Raw genomic sequence first — 15258 nt, forward strand, 5'->3', positions numbered from 1 at the left:
GCCGTGTGGCCGTGCGTTTTCCTCCGTGAAAGGGAGTGGTTGTTGTGCGTGAGATTCCGGTGGACCCGGCTGCGATTGTCGCGGCCGTGGTCATGGGTGAGCCAGAGGCGTCGATGTACCAGGGCGAGCACCGGGCCAACCGTGACGGGGTGCCGCTGTGGGAGGTCCAGGTCACGGTGGCGGTCGCCGGTTCGGGGGCCTCGACGCTGCGCGTCAAGGTCGCGGCGGCGTCGGCGCCTCGGCTGACGCTGGGCCAGCCGGTGAGCGTCGTGGGGCTTAAGGCGCTGGCGTGGGAGATGGGCAGCCGTCACGGGCTGGCGTTCTCGGCGGCGGAGATCCGCCCGGTCGGTGCGCCGGCGGCGGGCAAGCGCGAGAGCTGACCGGTAGGGCGCGGCGGGCGGCGGCACGGACTCTGACGGGTTCGGCTGGCCGTCCGCCGTCGCTGTTCACGGGCCCATTTCGTAGATCGGGAGGTGTGCTGTGTCGCGGGTGATGTCGGTGCGGGCGGGCCGGGTCTTTCGGGGCTATCGGCTGTCGGTGCGCCCGTCGGTGTCGTGGATGGTGGCTCGCCATGTGGGCCGGTGGGTCTGGGACTGGCGGCGTGAGGGGCTGGCGCTGGTCGTGCTGTGGTGGCTGGCGGGCGTGTTCGGTCCGGGCGCTGGCCGGGTCGGGCTGCTGGCGCTGGTGGGCGTTGTGTTCGCGCTGCCGTGGTCGCGCCGCGCGCTGCTGGGCTGGTTCGCCGGTGGTCGGTGGCGGCGGCGGTGGGCGGCGGCGTGCCGGGCCTGCGGGCTGATGATCTCGTGGGAGCGCACACCACAGGTGCGGCGGGTGCGCCGATCGGCGGCGGGCGTGGTCTTGGCGGTGCAGGTCCGGCCGGGCCAGTCGACGGCCGATCTGGAGCGGGCGATTCCGGGTCTGGCGGCGGCGCTGGGGTCGCGGGGGGTGACGGTGGCGCCCGATACCGCGCATGCCGGGCGGGCCTTGGTGACGGTGCGGCGGCGGGAGTCGCTGGCACGCACCGTGGAGCCTGAGCCGCTCGACGGTGAGGATGCGCAGGACACCCGAGCCTGGCGGGCCTGGCCGACGCTGCGGGCGCATGTGCACGCCCGGCTCGCGGCGGTGCGGGGCAGGGTCGCCGGTTTGGTCGGCGGTCGTGGTGCTGCGGTGGCGGGTGGGGTGGATCTGTCGGCGGTGGTGGTGGGCCGGCGAGAGGACGGCGGGCGCTGGCTGCTGCCGCTGGCCGGTAATCACGTGCTGGTGGCCGGGGCGACAGGGGCCGGTAAGGGCTCGGTGCTGTGGGCGATCGTGCGGGCCCTGGCCCCGGCGGTCCGGGCCGGGCTGGTGGAGATCTGGGCGGTCGATCCCAAGGGCGGGATGGAGCTTGCCGGCGGTGCGCCGCTGTTCGCCCGGTTCGCGTGGGACCCGGTCGCGATCGCGGATCTCCTCGACGACGCGGCCGAACGGATGACACGGCGGGCTGGTCGGCTGCGCGGGGTCGCGCGGGTGCATCGGCCAACCCAGGGCGATCCGCTCGTGGTCCTGCTGGTAGATGAGATCGCGTTCCTGACCGCCTACGGGCCGGCGGCGGTGCGCCGTCGGGTAGCGGAATCGTTGCCGCTGCTGCTGACCCAGGGGCGGGCGCCGGGGTTCGTCGTGGTGGGTGGGGTTCAGGATCCGCGTAAGGACGTGTTGACGTGGCGGGACCTGTTCCCGGTCCRGGTCTGCCTGCGGATGTCGGAGGCCGGACAGGTTGATCTGGTTCTTGGTCGGGGTGCGCACGCGGCCGGCGCCCATGCCGAAATGATCGCGATGGACCGGGCCGGTACCGGCTTCGTGCGGACCGATGAGGCGCCGGTCCCGGTGCTGGTCCGGGCGGCCTGGCAGGACGACGACGACATCGACACGGTGGCGACCCGCTACGGCCACCCCGCCCCCGAAGCCGAACAGCCACAGGAACAGGCGGCGGTGGCTCCCGGCCCGGTGGCGGTTCGGCGCCCGGTGATCGGTTGGGTGCCGGACGTGGACGCGGTCCCGCTGCCGGCGGCCCGGCGTCGGCCTGAGCCTGCACCTGTCCCGGCCGATGCGGTGGACCCGCCGACGGTGCCGCTACGGGGCTGGCGGCTCCCACCACCGCCGCAACTCGGCCCAGGGCGGGTCTGGCCGCCGGTACCGCCACCCCCGATGCCGCCCCGGATCTCTGAGACGGATCAGGCGGCGTGGRAGTCGTGGGCGGCTGACTGGCGGCGCCGTGAGGGCCTCGACGACGACGGCAACCCCCTGACCGGCTGACCGGCCGCCGCTCTCCTTCTTCCTCTTTCTCTAGCTGCGTCGCGCGGCCCTGGTGGTCGTGCGGGTCGTGGCTGCCTCGACGCGCCCGCAAAGGGGTGACCTGTGGCTACGGACACCGGCCCGGACAAGCCGACGGACGGATGCGTGCGCCCGATCCGGCTGTCCGGGCGGTCGGATCACGTGGACCTTTCGACCGGCGAGATCCGGCGGGCGTCCGCCCCGCCGGTGGTGCATGTGCGGTGTAACAACCGGCGGGCCTCGGCCTGTCCGGACTGCTCCAAGCTGTATCAGCGCGACGCGCGGCGCATCGTCGTACGCGGCCTGGACACCGGGACCGACGGTGCGGCTGGTGTGGTGGCGGGTGGTCCTGCGTGGTTCGTGACCCTGACCGCTCCGTCCTTCGGGCCGGTGCACTCCCGGCGGGCCGGCAAGGGCACGGACAGCCAGGTATGCCGGCAACGGCGTGGGACCTGTGAGCACGGCCGTGCGCTGGCCTGCCACCTACGCCACAGCGGGGATGACCGCCGTCTTGGTGAGCCGCTGTGTGCGCGCTGCTTCGACTACAGCCGGGCCRTGGTCTGGAACGCACTCGTGCCGGCGCTGTGGAAGGCGACCCGTGACCGGTTGGAATCCGCGGTGGCCTCGGCGGTCGGGCTGACGGTCACGGGGCTGCGCCGTGCGGTGCGGGTGTCGTTCGTCAAGGTCGCCGAAATGCAGCGCCGGGGCCTCGTGCATCTGCATGTCGTGGTCCGGGTCGATGGCCGTGACCCCTCCGGCGAACCAACCACCCCGCCCGAATGGGCATACGGGGATCTGATCGCGGACTGTCTACGGGCGGTCGTGGGCTCGGTGTCGGTGGACGCGCCGGACCCGGCGGCGGTCGCGCTGTTCGACAGCTCGGGGGCGCTACCGGTCGCGGCGTCGTCGGATGGGTGGGCGGTGCGCTGGGGCAGCCAGGTTGACATCCGCCGGATCCGGCTCGGCTCGGATGTCGACGCGGTCAAGGTCGGCAACTACCTGGCCAAGTACCTGACCAAGTCCGTCACCGACTCCGGCGCGCTGGATGGCCCGGTCCGGTCGCTGCGTCACCTCGCCCGGCTCGGCCTGCGCGAGCACACGCGCCGTCTGGTGGAGACGTGCTGGCGCCTGGGTACGGATCGGGCGTTCGCGGAAGCGCTCGACGTGGCGGCGGGCCGTCCGGCGGGTCGGGTGTCCGGGCTGATCCGGTGGTCGCACTCGTTCGGGTTCGGCGGCCACTGGCTGACCAAATCCCGGAAGTACTCGACCACGTTTCGCCAGTTGCGCGGGGTCCGGCGGCGCTGGGCCCGGCTGCTGGCGGCAGCGTTGGGGGGCCGTCCGCTGGGTCTGGACAACGACGGCTCGCCGGTCGTGCTCGATGAGTTCGGCCGTCCGGACGGCGACCCCCAAACGGGGGTCATCGGTCAGTGGCGCTACGCCGGTCGCGGCCGTGATCCAGCCAGGGCGCAGGACTCACCCGGGGGCGGGCCGTGAGCCGGCGACATGGTGGGGGGCTGTTGGCCGGGGAGATGGCGCTGCCCTTCGACGACTCCGAAGACGCGCCGGGCGTGGCGGAGCATGTGGGGCACGTGGCCGCAGAGACGGTGAGCACCGAAGGTGCCTCGTCAGATTCCGTCCCTGGCTCGGTGGCCGCTGTGCGCTGCGCGCGACCGGCGGGGGTGGGTGGGTGGGACCGTCTCCCGGCAAGATCCGGAACAGGGCGGTCGTGCGGCACGTCGGCGCGTGCGGCAGGCGGTGGCCGTGGTCCTGGTGGACGTCGAACTGGTGCGGGCGCCACAGGCGCGGACCCCGCTAGGGCGGATGTGGTCGCGACAGACACTGGTCGCGATGCGGGTCTCGGTGGTCCTCCTTCTCCTGCGGGCGGGGCAGGTCCTGGTGGGACGTCGGGGTCGGGAGATGCGTTGGCGGCTGTGGTGGTGGCCGCGCACGCTAGGGCGGCGGAACTCGCACGGGAGCCGTTCCCGGCGGAGCTGGTGTCAGAGATCCGGGACCTGATCGGACCCGTTCCCCGTTGTCGCCGCTGACCTGCGGGGACGACGCGCGACCTTCACCGTGTCAGGGTTGAACGGGCGGCGTCCTGGGCGGGTCGGGAGGATCTCAACGGTGACCATCGCTCGGATGACCGCGCGGCGGCGCTGGATGGAAAGCGACTTCCAATGCGCGGCCATGTCCTCGGCGGTCACGCCCTGGAGGCCGTCGAACGCGGTACTTCCGACCATGGCGGCCTGACGGGCGCGCGCTCGGGCGAGGTGCGTGCGGATCTCCTCCGCCTGTGCCTTCCRCATGATCCTGGTGACCTCGTCGTCGGGCTTGTCGTTAGCCATCGCGATACCCAGGGCTGCGGCGGCGGCTTGGTGGGTTTCAATCTCGGTGGCTACCCTGATCGCTTCCATCGGATCGGCCATGTCCTCCCCTATCAGCTCCGCGAGAATCGCCGGTGTCGACAGCAGGTCGACCACGATCGTTTCTACGTAGCGATCTACCGGTCCCATCTGGCGAGAAACTTTCCTACACCCGCCGCGCTCGCGAGGTGGGCAAACGTAGGAAGCGCGATCGTTACCCTTGGGGTCGTTGTAGCAGCGGCCGAGCATGGCCTTGCCGCACACGCCGCACGTCGCGATGCCCGACAACAGATGTCGGGTCCGGTTTGACCAGCCATCAGGCCGCATCCTGGGCGTTAGCCGGGCCATCAGGCGGGCACGGGTCGCCTCACTGATGATYGGTTGCCACTGGCCCGGCGCAACGATCTCGCCCTTGTGCGTGCGCAAGCCTGCGATCGTTGGATTCATCAGGAGGGCACGCAGAACGTGCAATTGCCATAGCGGCTTGCCACTTGGGGTGGGTATCCCGTCGTCCTGCAACTGGAGGACGAGCTGACGAATAGACGCGTCGCGGCGCGGGTCCAACAGCCGCTCGACGCACGCTCTGATGATGTCGGCTTCGTCGTCGATGATCTCCATAGTGCGGGTGTAGCCGTAGATGCGGACGCCAGACGGTAGGCCGTCCTTCGCCCGCTGTGCAGCCTCGTCTCTGAGGCGCTCGGCCATCTGCTCGGTCTCGTAGGTGTCCAGCTCACCGAGTACGCCAGCGATCACCCGGCCAGACGACGTCGACAAATCGAGATCCTGACCRGCGGTCGCGACGATCCGCACGCCCTGCGCGGACAGAACCTCCATCGCCTCGGCGCGTTGGCGCCGGTTTCGCCACATCCGGCCGGTCATGTAGACGACGATGACGCGTACCCCTTGGGGCACTGACGCCATAAGCCGCTCGTACTCGGGCCGTGGCAGGTCCTTGGATGCCGAGATGTCGTTGTCGACGAACGGCGGCGCAGCCAACCGCCAGGCCGGCTCCGCGGCGATCCTCTCGACCGCCTTATCGACCTGGCGGGCGACGCCTCGGTGGTCCATCCCTTTATCCCGCGAGATGCGGGCGTAGATCGCGACCAGGATCGGGTATCGCGTGGGGTCGCGGGTCAGCAACTCGGCGAGCAAATCCCGGGTGCGGGGCTGTATGGCCTGGTCCCACGTCGTCGCGTCGTTCGGCGGCTCGGCGTCGCGGAGAGGAACAGGCGATACTTGTGTCATGGGTCAATTATGTCCCGAATGATGCCAGCCGACCGGGTAACGGTGCTGCTCCACGAGCCAGACCCCGCCCGCGTCCATCGGGATCACCAGCGCGAAGTCCGGCTTCTCGACGACGCCGTAGATCCCTTCGACGCCACCCGTCCGCACGATCGCGTCCTCGCGCACGCGCATCCACGGGTTCTCGTACACCACTCGACTTGCCCGCACGATGATCGGCCCGTCGTCCGCCACGCTCACCTCGCCGCCGCGTTGTAGAGACCCGTCCAGCATCTCCCTATCTCGCGACCTCCACGCCGTGGCGCGGGCAGGACAGACCGACTCGCGTCGCGCTTCCCCTCGCGCCTCGCGACCTGGCGGCCGGCATCCCCGCCTGGCGGCCTGGACATCCCAGCGTCCCGGCGGCTCGGGCGGTCTGGGTGTCGCCCTCGCGTAGCGAGCCATCCCGCCGGCTTGCCAGCCCGCGAGCCCGCGAGCCCGCGAGCCCGCGAGCCCGCGAGCCCGGCCACGTTAGTTCGCCAGGCCGGCCGATTTCGACAGACCGGACGGCCGGTTCGCGGCTCCCGCGCCCATCGGGCCGGTGGCGTTCGGCACGTCGCCCGGTGTCCGTCGATAGCCTCCAAACCATGYGAGTGCGGCGCGTCGACCCACGCGACACCCAGTGGGAACTGGACAACCCGGTCTACCGCGTCTATTTCTGGACGCGCCCGGCTCATTCGAACGCCTCGCCCAGCTCGACCGAGTTCGAGATCACGGACACCGACGTCCCCGCCGTCCTCGACTGGGCCACGCGCACGGCCGGCAACCGCACCTTCGTCGTCTACGCCGTCTGCGGGCTCGCCGACAGCAAAGGCCTCGTCCGCCTGGCCGGCCACGACCCGCTGGCCGCCACCGCGGCCTCTGGCGGGACGGTCAGCATCACCCGCACGCGCTAGCCCGACCGTCCGCGCGGTCACCACTCCTACACCGCTCGTATGCCGCCTGGCGGGACCGACCCGGCCGCCGGTCCCGCTAGCCGGGTCGGTCCCGCCGGTCCCGCCGGTCGGATCGGTCGGGTCAGTCGGTCTCACGAGCTCCGTGCCGCGGTTCCGCGGAACCGTCGTGGCGGACTCCGTCCCGGCGCCAGCCGCTGGCCGAGGTCGTGGCCTTGCCAGACCAATGACCGCCGCCGGAGCTGTCTCCATGCCGCGGGACAGGGAGCCGCCGAATATTTGATCATGGCTCTGAGCTGGTCCGATGGTGAAAAACTGTCGGTGGCGGGTGGGAGCATGGTCGTGTCGATGGCCCATGACCCCGGGTGGTGGTGGCGATGTCCGTGATCGCGATGTCCGTGTCCGATACCACGTCCTCGTCGACTGTGTTGTCGGTGGACGTGGAGGCCGCTCCACTGGAGGCGCTGGAGGGGGAGATCGTCGCATGGGCGGGCCGGCTCGCGGCGGCGACGTGCGGCTGGCTGGCGATGGTGGCGGCGTTCGACCGGCGGGGTGGCTGGTCGGGGCAGGGGTTCGCGTCGTGCGCGCACTGGCTGGCGTGGCGTTGCGGGCTCGCGGTGCGTACCGCCCGGGAGCACCTGTCGGTCGGGCACGCGCTGGAGATGTTGCCGGCGACGCGGGCCGCGTTCGCGGCCGGGCGGCTGTCCTATTCGAAGGCGCGGGCCGTGGCTCGCGTCGCCGAGCCAGCCAGCGAGCGGGTGTGGCTGAACCATGCGCTGTGCTGCACGGCGGCGCAGTTGGAGCGGCTCGCGGCCACCTGCGAGCGGCTGACCGGTGACCATGCTGGCCAGCGGGCGGGGCGCAGGGTGTCATGGCGGACCGGTCGGGACGGGATGCTGCGGCTGTCGGCGGTGCTGCCAGCGGAGGAGGGCGCCCAGCTCGTGACCGCGATCGAGGCGGCGCGGGCGAGTCTGGAGGACACCTCCACGGCGCCTCCTCCGGATGTGACCGACCGGGTGCCGGCGGACGGGGAGGTGATCACGGCGCCGCGGGACCGTCGGCTGGACGCGGACGCGCTCGTGACGCTCGCGACGGGTTTCCTGGACCGGCCCGCGCCCGGCCTACTGCTGCCGTCGCACACGGTCACCGTCCACGTGGACGTCAATACCCTTCTCCGCGCCGCCTCCGTCCCCTCCGCCTCCGTCCCCTCCGTCTCTGGCCCCTCTGTCTCCGGCCCCTCCAATCCGTCCGGCCCCTCCAGCCCTTCCGGCTTGTCCGGCGGCYGAACCGATGCCCGTCGACCGTCACGAGGCGATGTCGAGCCTGGGGTCGGCCTGTCCGCGTCGGTGCTGCGTCGACTCGGCTGCGATGGCCTCCTGCGCACGCTGCTGTCCGACACCAAAGGCAACCCGCTGCACCTTGGCCGGCGCCGCCGGCTACCCAGCCAACGGCTGCGTGACGCGGTCTATACCCGCGACGTCGGTACCTGCCAGTACCCGGGCTGCGAACGCACCCGCTGGCTCCAGGTCCATCACCTGGTGGAATGGTCCGACGGCGGTGCGACGGACCTCGACAACCTGACGATCCTGTGTACCGGCCACCACCAAGCCGTCCATGACGAGGGCATCGCCCTCGAGCGGAGCGCCGACGACTTGGTGGTCGCGACTCTGGCGGATGGACGGGTCGTGCGGCCGGCTCCCGTCGTTGACCCGGGCCCCCGGCCTCCCGAGGTCCTCGCGGCCGCGACCCGGCACCTCGACGACGACGCGATTCTCACCCGCGACGGTGGCCGGCTGAACCTCGCCGACTCGATCTGCGCGCTCACCCAGCATCGGTGGAACGAGGCCGGCCGCGCGGCGCGCGATGGTTCCGGCGCCCCGCACGGCCGGACGGCCACGGACCATGCCCGCCCGCCTGCCACGCCCGGGCATGGCGGTACCGGTCGTCGTCACCGGCCCGACGGGAACGGCGCGTCGCGGCCGGTCCGCCGCTCCCGACGCCGCCGCGGTCTCGCCACTCCCGTCGGGGGCGAGTAGCGCGGCGCACCCCACGACGCACCTCAGCCGTGACGCGGAGGCTCCGGGTCGCGGACCGCGGTCCGCGACAAGGCCGGGCGATTCCTGCCAGCGATTCTTCGGGTGTTCGCACGCAACCTTCCGCGCCTGAAACGCGTATCAGTGACAGGGAGACGCGGACCGCGGCCCCGAAGAAGCGGAGGCGGAGGCGGGCGGTGCGTGGCGACGTCGACGGGAGGGCGGGCGCAGGGACACAGCGCGTGGGAGGACGACCGTTCTTGGACAACGGGATCCCGGCCGGTGGAAGGCGACCTGGCGGATGGCGACCTGGCGGACGAGGACTTCGCGGAGTTCGTGCGGCGGTGCGGGACACGGCTGACGCGGTTCGCCTACCTGCTCGTCGGGGACGCGGGACAGGCCGAGGACCTGGTGCAGACGGCGCTCGTCAAGACCTGGCTGCGGGGCGCGCACGTGACGGCGGACGGGCGCGAGGCCTATGTGCGCCGGGTGATGGTGACGACGTCCGTGTCGTGGTGGCGCGGCCCGCGCTGGCGGCGCGAGCGGCTACCCGGCCCCGATCCCGACCTCGGCACCGACCCCGCCGCCGCCCGTGCCCGTGACCGGCCGGACCTTACCGAGCGGGCTGATCCTGTCGACGAGACCTCGCTCGTCGACGAACGTGACGTGCTGGTCGCGGCGTTGCGCCAGCTGCCGCCGCGCCAGCGGGCCGCCGTGCTGCTGCGGCACTACCTGGCGCTGACCGAGGCCGAGACCGCCGCCGAGCTGCGCTGCTCGGTGGGCACCGTGAAAAGCCAGACCAGCCGGGGTCTGGCGACCCTGCGCGCGATGCTGGAGGCCGGCCGATGATGACCGACGAGCAGCTTGCCGACCTGCTGCGCCGCACGGCCGACCGGGTGCCGGCGAACGCGCGGCTCACCGACCTCGTCCAGGCCCGTGTCCGCCGCGCCCGGCGGCGTCGCCGCGCCGGCGCCATCGCGTCCGCCGCGGTCGGCGTGGCTGTCGTGCTGGTCGCTGTCGTGACGCTGGTCGCCGGGCCGGTCAGGCAGGACAGCGGGCCGCGGCCCGAGCCGTCCGCGACCGGCGTCGACGCCTGGCGGTGGCGTGACCTGCCGCCGCGGCCGTCGCTGCCGTCGCGGCCGTCGACGTTCGGCGACACCGAGCGGACCCTCGTCGTCGGCCATTCCCTTGTCGTACTCGGCCGCGACCCGGCGCACTGGACCGCGGAGGTGTCCGATCCGGTCGGCGTGCCGCTCGGCGCCCGCTACCCCGCCCCGGACACCACGTGGACGAGCGCGACCGTCGCCGTCTCCGACACGACGATCTACCTGTGGGGCGGCTCGGTCGCGGGGGCCGGCAACGGCGCCGTCCACGAGGCTGGCGGCGACCTGGCCTTCGACGTCACGACCAGGACCTGGTCGAAACTGCCGCCGGCACCCATCGAGCAACGTACCGGCGCCGTCGCCGTCTGGACCGGCGCGGAGGTGGTGGTCTGGGGCGGAGCGCGCGACCTGGGTCCCAGCCCGAAGGACAACCACCTCCAGGCGTATACGGACGGCGCGGCCTACAACCCCGCGACCCGGACCTGGACGAGGCTTCCGCCAGCACCCGTCGCCGTCGGTCTCGTCCCGGTCGATGCGGTCGTCGTCGACGGCAAGGTCGTCATCTGGACCCACCCGATGGTCCGGACGAGCTGGGAGCCGGACCTGGCGGCGCAGCGGACGCTCGTCTACGACCCGGCCACTTACCAGTGGCGGGTGGCGCCGGGGCCCGGCCTCATCGAGTACTCCGGTGGAAGCCCGCTGGTGGCCACGAGCGCGGGCGCCATCGCCGTCTCGGGTTCCGTCAACCAGGTGGACGCGCCCTGGAACGTCCGGCTCAGYGCGGCCCGTTTCGACGTCGCCACCGCGACCTGGACACCACTGCCCGTCCCCGGCTTTCCGCCCAGCCTGTGCCCCAGCTCGGTGGTGCCGCTGCGCGACCTCGCCACCGGGACGACGGTCGCGGCCGCGGTCCCGACCTGCGGGGACCCCCAGGTCCTCGACCCCGCCAGCGGGCAGTGGGTACCCATCACCGACTGGGGCGCGGACAAGGTCCTCGCGGGCGTCCCCTCCTCCGGCGACGCCTACCTCACCTCGGACAAACTCACCGCCGCCCGGCGCCCCGACCGCCCCGGCACACAGATCCTCGCGCCCTGAGGCGCTCCGGTGCGCCGAGGCCGAGCGTGCTGCGCCGCGGAACCACGGTCCGCGCGAAAGGACGGGGCTACCGCGCGAAAGGACGGGGCTAGCCGGCCTGGGTCTCGCGGTCCGGCTCGGCCAGCGGCCAGCCGCCGGCGGCGAGCCGGGCGGCGACGCGGGAGAGGTCGCCCTCGGTCGGAGGCTGATGCGTCACCGCCGTGATCGCGGCGTGCACCGCGTCGGGTGAATGCCCACCGCTGACGATCAGGCTGTCGGCGACGGTCGTGAGCTCATCGCTGGTCAGCTTTCGGGCGAGCAGCGCGAAGAGCGGGACGTAGTCGTGCTCCGGGACACCCTCGGGGTAACCGGCCCGCAGCCACCCGATGACCGTGGCCAGAAACCGCGGAACCGCCATGCCGTCACATTCCCTTCCATGGGCCATGGGCCAGTCATGCACCCCGGCGTTGGCGCCGCCGGGAAATACCGGGTGCGACACCCGGCTCAGGTGCTGTTTCAGCCGCTGTTGACGATGAGGTAAATGCCCCAGGCGATCGCGGCGAGCACGACCGCGAAGCACAGCACACCGGCCGCGATCCCCAGAGGGTTGCCTCCGATGATCCGGTCGGACTCAGCGGACGCGGGCTGCGCGGTGCCGGACCCGGAGAGGCTGATGGCGCGCAGGCCGATCGCGAACAGGGCGGGCAGGCCAGCTCCGCAGATCAGGCCGAGCACCAGGATCTTCCAGAGGGCGTCCAGATCAATCCAGTCGTTCACGAGCAATCGCTCCCAGTTCGTGAGTACGTCGCGAGTGCGATGGCGTCGGTCAGACCCCGACCGGCTCGGAGGTCTTGGGAGCCGGGACGACGCGGCCCTCCCAGTCGGCGTTGACGTTCTGGTGGTCGACCTTGTTCTTGCGCGCCCGCAGCCAGACGAAGACCACTCCGACAATCATCGCGGCGAAGACGACCACGACGCCCGTCGTTCCACCGATACCGGCGGCGATGCCGTAGCAGGCCGCGCCGACGAGACCGGCCGCCGGCAGTGTGAGCAGCCAGGCCGTGGCCATCCGGCCGGCGACCTGCCACCGCACCTCGGCGCCCCGCTTGCCGATGCCGGTCCCGAGGATCGAGCCGGTGGCGACATGAGTCGTCGACAGCGAGTACCCGAAGTGGCTGGAGAGCAGGATTGTCGCCGCCGAGGCGGACTCGGCCGCCATGCCCTGCGGCGAGTCGATCTCGACCAGGCCCTTGCCCAGAGTCCGGATGACCCGCCATCCGCCCAGGTAGGTGCCGGCGCTGATGGCCAGCGCGCAGGTGAGGATCACCCAGAACGGGGCCTCGGCGTCGGCGGGCACCGAGTGGTTCGCGATCAGCGCCAGGGTGATGATGCCCATCGTCTTCTGGGCGTCGTTCGTGCCGTGGGCCAGCGACACCATGGAGGCCGAGCCGATCTGCCCGATCCGGAACCCGTGACTTCGGGCCCGACCGGGCACGTTACGGCTGAGTAGATAGATCAGATATGTCCCGACCGTCGAGATGATGACCGCGATCACCGGCGACAGGCCGGCCGGGATGATCACCTTGGAGAACAGGCCGTGCCAGTGGACGCCGTGGCTGCCCGCCGCCGCGATGGTCGACCCGACKATCCCGCCGATCAGCGCATGGGACGAACTGGACGGGATGCCGAAGAACCAGGTGAGCACGTTCCAGGTGATGCCGCCGACCAGGCCGGCGAAAACCACCGTCAACGTCACGAGGTGCGTGTCCACCAGACCGCTCGCGATGGTGGCCGCCACGCTCAGCGACAGGAATGCGCCAACAAGATTGAGTACGCCGGACAGCGCCACCGCCACTTTCGGTGGCAACGCGCCGGTCGCGATGGATGTCGCCATCGCATTGCCGGTGTCGTGAAACCCGTTGGTGAAGTCGAACCCGAGCGCTGTGATCACTACCAGCGCGAGAATCGCATCGCTCACGCGTCGGTTATAGATCCGTCTACTCCGGGCTGTCGACCGTGTGGAGCAACAGGGCGGGGAACCGTCAACTGGCGGTAACCACAAGTTCGCCCGTCGCTCATGCGGCGGAATGTTTTATGGCCGCATCCGTCCGTCATGATTCACGGCCCGCGCCGTATACCGCGAGAAAGTGGCGGCGGTCAGACCGGTTCGGTCGATGTGTCGCCGTTCGATGTCGTCGCGGCGCGGCGTCCTGGTGGCTGATTCCCGGATGGCACCGAGGTGCCCCTTTGCTCACCGAAATGTGATCTCTCTGGCCGGTGCCTGCCCTGTCGTCCAGCGTCGCTCGCCGCTCGCCGCTCGCCGCTCGCCGCTCGTCGCCCGTCGCTCGTCGCTCGTCGATGGCTGGACTGGCCGCGTCGCGGGTTGGGTGGAGTCCGGCCGGATGCTGGTGTCCTGGGGGCCATGCCTGGGTCCGCCGTCGGTGATGTGAACACGCCCCGCCGGGTGTACTGGCGCGCGAGGTTAATGAGCGTTAACCTGGCGGCATGTTAGCGACCACTAACCTGGGGTCCCACCCGCTTGGGCCGTCGGCGGGCGCGGTGCTGACCAGCGGGGTCGACGCGGGGTCGGCTCAGGGCAGGGCGAACGCGGCCCGGCACGCGCGGCTCGTCGCCGAGTTGCGCGCGAAACTCGAAGGGGCCCGCAGCGGCCCCGAGTCCGCCGTGCGCCGGCATGTGGAGCGGGGGAAGTTGCTGCCTCGTGACCGGGTGGACCGGCTGCTGGACCGTGGCAGCCCCTTCCTGGAGGTCTCGCCGCTCGCCGCCGACGGGATGTACGACGGCGACGCCCCGGGCGCGGGCATCATCACCGGGATCGGCCGGGTCTCCGGCCGGGAGTGCGTGATCGTCGCCAACGACGCGACTGTCAAGGGCGGCACGTACTACCCGATGACGGTGAAGAAGCACCTCCGAGCCCAGGAGGTGGCCCTGCACAACCGGCTGCCCTGCGTCTACCTGGTCGACTCGGGCGGCGCGTTCCTGCCGCTGCAGGACGAGGTCTTCCCTGACCGGGAGCACTTCGGCCGGATCTTCTTCAACCAGGCGACGATGTCCCGTCGCGACATCCCGCAGATCGCCGCGGTGCTCGGCTCGTGCACCGCCGGCGGCGCCTATGTGCCGGCGATGAGCGACGAGGCGGTGATCGTGCGCGACCAGGGCACGATCTTCCTCGGCGGTCCGCCGCTGGTGAAGGCCGCGACCGGCGAGGTCGTCTCCGCGGAGGAGCTCGGCGGCGGCCTGTTGCACTCACGCACGTCCGGTGTCACCGATCATCTGGCCGAGGACGACGCCGACGCGCTGCGCATCGTCCGCCAGATCGTCGGCGCGCTCGGCCCGCGCGCCCCGCGCCCGTGGGACGTCGTCCCGACCGAGCCGCCGGCCGTTGACCCGTCGACGCTGGGCGCCGCCGTCCCGACCGACGCGAGAGTCCCGTACGACGTCCGCGAGGTGATCGCTCGGGTCGTCGACGGGAGCCGGTTCGCGGAGTTCAAGCGGGAGTACGGTTCGACGCTGGTGTGCGGCACGGCGAGGATTCACGGGCACCCTGTCGGGATCATCGCGAACAACGGTGTGCTGTTCTCCGAGTCCGCTCTGAAGGGCGCGCATTTCGTCGAGCTGTGCGACGCGCGGTCGATCCCGCTGCTGTTCCTGCAGAACATCACCGGGTTCATGGTGGGCCGCGAGTACGAGGCCGGCGGCATCGCCAAGCACGGCGCGAAGATGGTGACGGCCGTGGCCTGCGCCCGGGTGCCGAAGTTCACCGTCGTCATCGGCGGCTCGTTCGGCGCGGGCAACTACTCGATGTGCGGCCGGGCGTACTCGCCGCGTTTCCTGTGGATGTGGCCGAACGCGCGGATCTCGGTGATGGGCGGCGACCAGGCCGCGGCGGTGCTCGCCACGATCCGCCGCGACCAGCTCGAGGCGAAGGGGCAGGACTGGAGCCACGAGGCCGAGGAGGCGTTCCGCCAGCCGGTCCGGGACCAGTACGAGGCGCAGGGCAGYCCCTACCACTCGACGGCGCGGCTCTGGGACGACGGCGTGATCGACCCGGCCGACACCCGCACCGTCCTGGGCCTGGCGCTGTCCGTCGCCGCGAACGCCCCGATCGACGACCGCGGCTACGGCGTCTTCCGCATGTGAACCCGCCGCGGCGGAGACAACAGAGATGAATGGACAGGTGACTGGG

Annotated in this window: 13 protein-coding genes; 8 read left to right on the forward strand and 5 right to left on the reverse strand. The window is 71.6% G+C overall.

Annotated features, from left to right (window positions below; all coding sequences use genetic code 11):
* Positions 1-44 precede the first annotated feature (44 nt).
* The 3 genes from BL253_RS17345 to BL253_RS17355 all read left to right on the forward strand — a co-directional run bounded on the left by BL253_RS17345 (position 45) and on the right by BL253_RS17355 (position 3801).
* On the forward strand, positions 45-380 hold the full coding sequence (locus tag BL253_RS17345; RefSeq protein WP_076818163.1) for a hypothetical protein: 336 nt from the start codon (positions 45-47) through the stop codon (positions 378-380).
* 100 nt (positions 381-480) lie between these two features.
* A complete protein-coding gene (locus BL253_RS17350; protein ID WP_076818164.1) occupies positions 481-2289 on the forward strand; it encodes an FtsK/SpoIIIE domain-containing protein in 1809 nt (602 codons plus the stop codon).
* Positions 2290-2391: 102 nt separating this feature from the next.
* The gene (locus tag BL253_RS17355) at positions 2392-3801 is read left to right on the forward strand and encodes a replication initiator (protein ID WP_338013721.1); all 1410 of its coding nucleotides are present in this window, start codon (positions 2392-2394) and stop codon (positions 3799-3801) included.
* 503 nt (positions 3802-4304) lie between these two features.
* On the opposite strand, the gene BL253_RS17360 is transcribed toward BL253_RS17355, so the two are convergent.
* Positions 4305-5915, reverse strand: coding sequence for a recombinase family protein (locus tag BL253_RS17360; RefSeq protein WP_076818165.1), 1611 nt, complete (start codon positions 5913-5915; stop codon positions 4305-4307).
* 3 nt (positions 5916-5918) lie between these two features.
* Positions 5919-6185, reverse strand: coding sequence for a hypothetical protein (locus BL253_RS45840; protein WP_241834881.1), 267 nt, complete (start codon positions 6183-6185; stop codon positions 5919-5921).
* A 353-nt stretch (positions 6186-6538) separates the two neighbouring features.
* On the opposite strand from BL253_RS45840, the gene BL253_RS17370 reads away from it, so the two are divergent.
* The 4 genes from BL253_RS17370 (at position 6539) to BL253_RS17385 (ending at position 11075) form a co-directional block, all read left to right on the forward strand.
* Positions 6539-6847, forward strand: coding sequence for a hypothetical protein (locus tag BL253_RS17370; protein WP_241834882.1), 309 nt, complete (start codon positions 6539-6541; stop codon positions 6845-6847).
* 374 nt (positions 6848-7221) lie between these two features.
* The gene (locus tag BL253_RS17375) at positions 7222-8880 is read left to right on the forward strand and encodes an HNH endonuclease (protein WP_076818253.1); all 1659 of its coding nucleotides are present in this window, start codon (positions 7222-7224) and stop codon (positions 8878-8880) included.
* 279 nt (positions 8881-9159) lie between these two features.
* Positions 9160-9726 (forward strand): SigE family RNA polymerase sigma factor, encoded by a 567-nt coding sequence (locus BL253_RS17380; protein ID WP_081438405.1) that lies wholly within the window; start codon positions 9160-9162, stop codon positions 9724-9726.
* Positions 9723-11075 carry a Kelch repeat-containing protein gene (locus BL253_RS17385; RefSeq protein WP_081438406.1) on the forward strand — a complete coding sequence of 451 codons (1353 nt, stop codon included), beginning with the start codon at positions 9723-9725 and terminating at the stop codon, positions 11073-11075. Before BL253_RS17380 ends, BL253_RS17385 begins: the two co-directional genes overlap by 4 nt.
* Before the next feature lie 88 nt (positions 11076-11163).
* Here BL253_RS17385 and BL253_RS17390 read toward each other — a convergent pair whose 3' ends face one another.
* From BL253_RS17390 to BL253_RS17400, 3 genes are all read right to left on the reverse strand, one after another.
* Positions 11164-11472 carry a DUF3349 domain-containing protein gene (locus BL253_RS17390; protein ID WP_076818168.1) on the reverse strand — a complete coding sequence of 103 codons (309 nt, stop codon included), beginning with the start codon at positions 11470-11472 and terminating at the stop codon, positions 11164-11166.
* A gap of 98 nt (positions 11473-11570) precedes the next feature.
* Positions 11571-11831, reverse strand: coding sequence for a hypothetical protein (locus tag BL253_RS17395; RefSeq protein ID WP_076818169.1), 261 nt, complete (start codon positions 11829-11831; stop codon positions 11571-11573).
* Positions 11832-11880: 49 nt separating this feature from the next.
* Positions 11881-13032 carry an inorganic phosphate transporter gene (locus tag BL253_RS17400; RefSeq protein ID WP_076818170.1) on the reverse strand — a complete coding sequence of 384 codons (1152 nt, stop codon included), beginning with the start codon at positions 13030-13032 and terminating at the stop codon, positions 11881-11883.
* Between the two features lie 527 nt (positions 13033-13559).
* Between BL253_RS17400 and BL253_RS17405 the strand changes: the two genes are divergently transcribed.
* Positions 13560-15212, forward strand: a complete 1653-nt coding sequence (locus BL253_RS17405; RefSeq protein WP_076818171.1) for a carboxyl transferase domain-containing protein — start codon at positions 13560-13562, stop codon at positions 15210-15212.
* Positions 15213-15258 lie beyond the last annotated feature (46 nt).

The sequence above is a fragment of the Pseudofrankia asymbiotica genome (assembly GCF_001983105.1).
Lineage (GTDB): Bacteria > Actinomycetota > Actinomycetes > Frankiales > Frankiaceae > Pseudofrankia > Pseudofrankia asymbiotica.

Excerpts from the sequence above, each read along its gene's own strand:
- BL253_RS45840 (WP_241834881.1), bottom strand. The coding sequence starts at position 6,185 with ATGCTGGACGGGTCTCTACAACGCGGCGGCGAGGTGAGCGTGGCGGAC.
- BL253_RS17390 (WP_076818168.1), bottom strand. The coding sequence starts at position 11,472 with ATGGCGGTTCCGCGGTTTCTGGCCACGGTCATCGGGTGGCTGCGGGCC.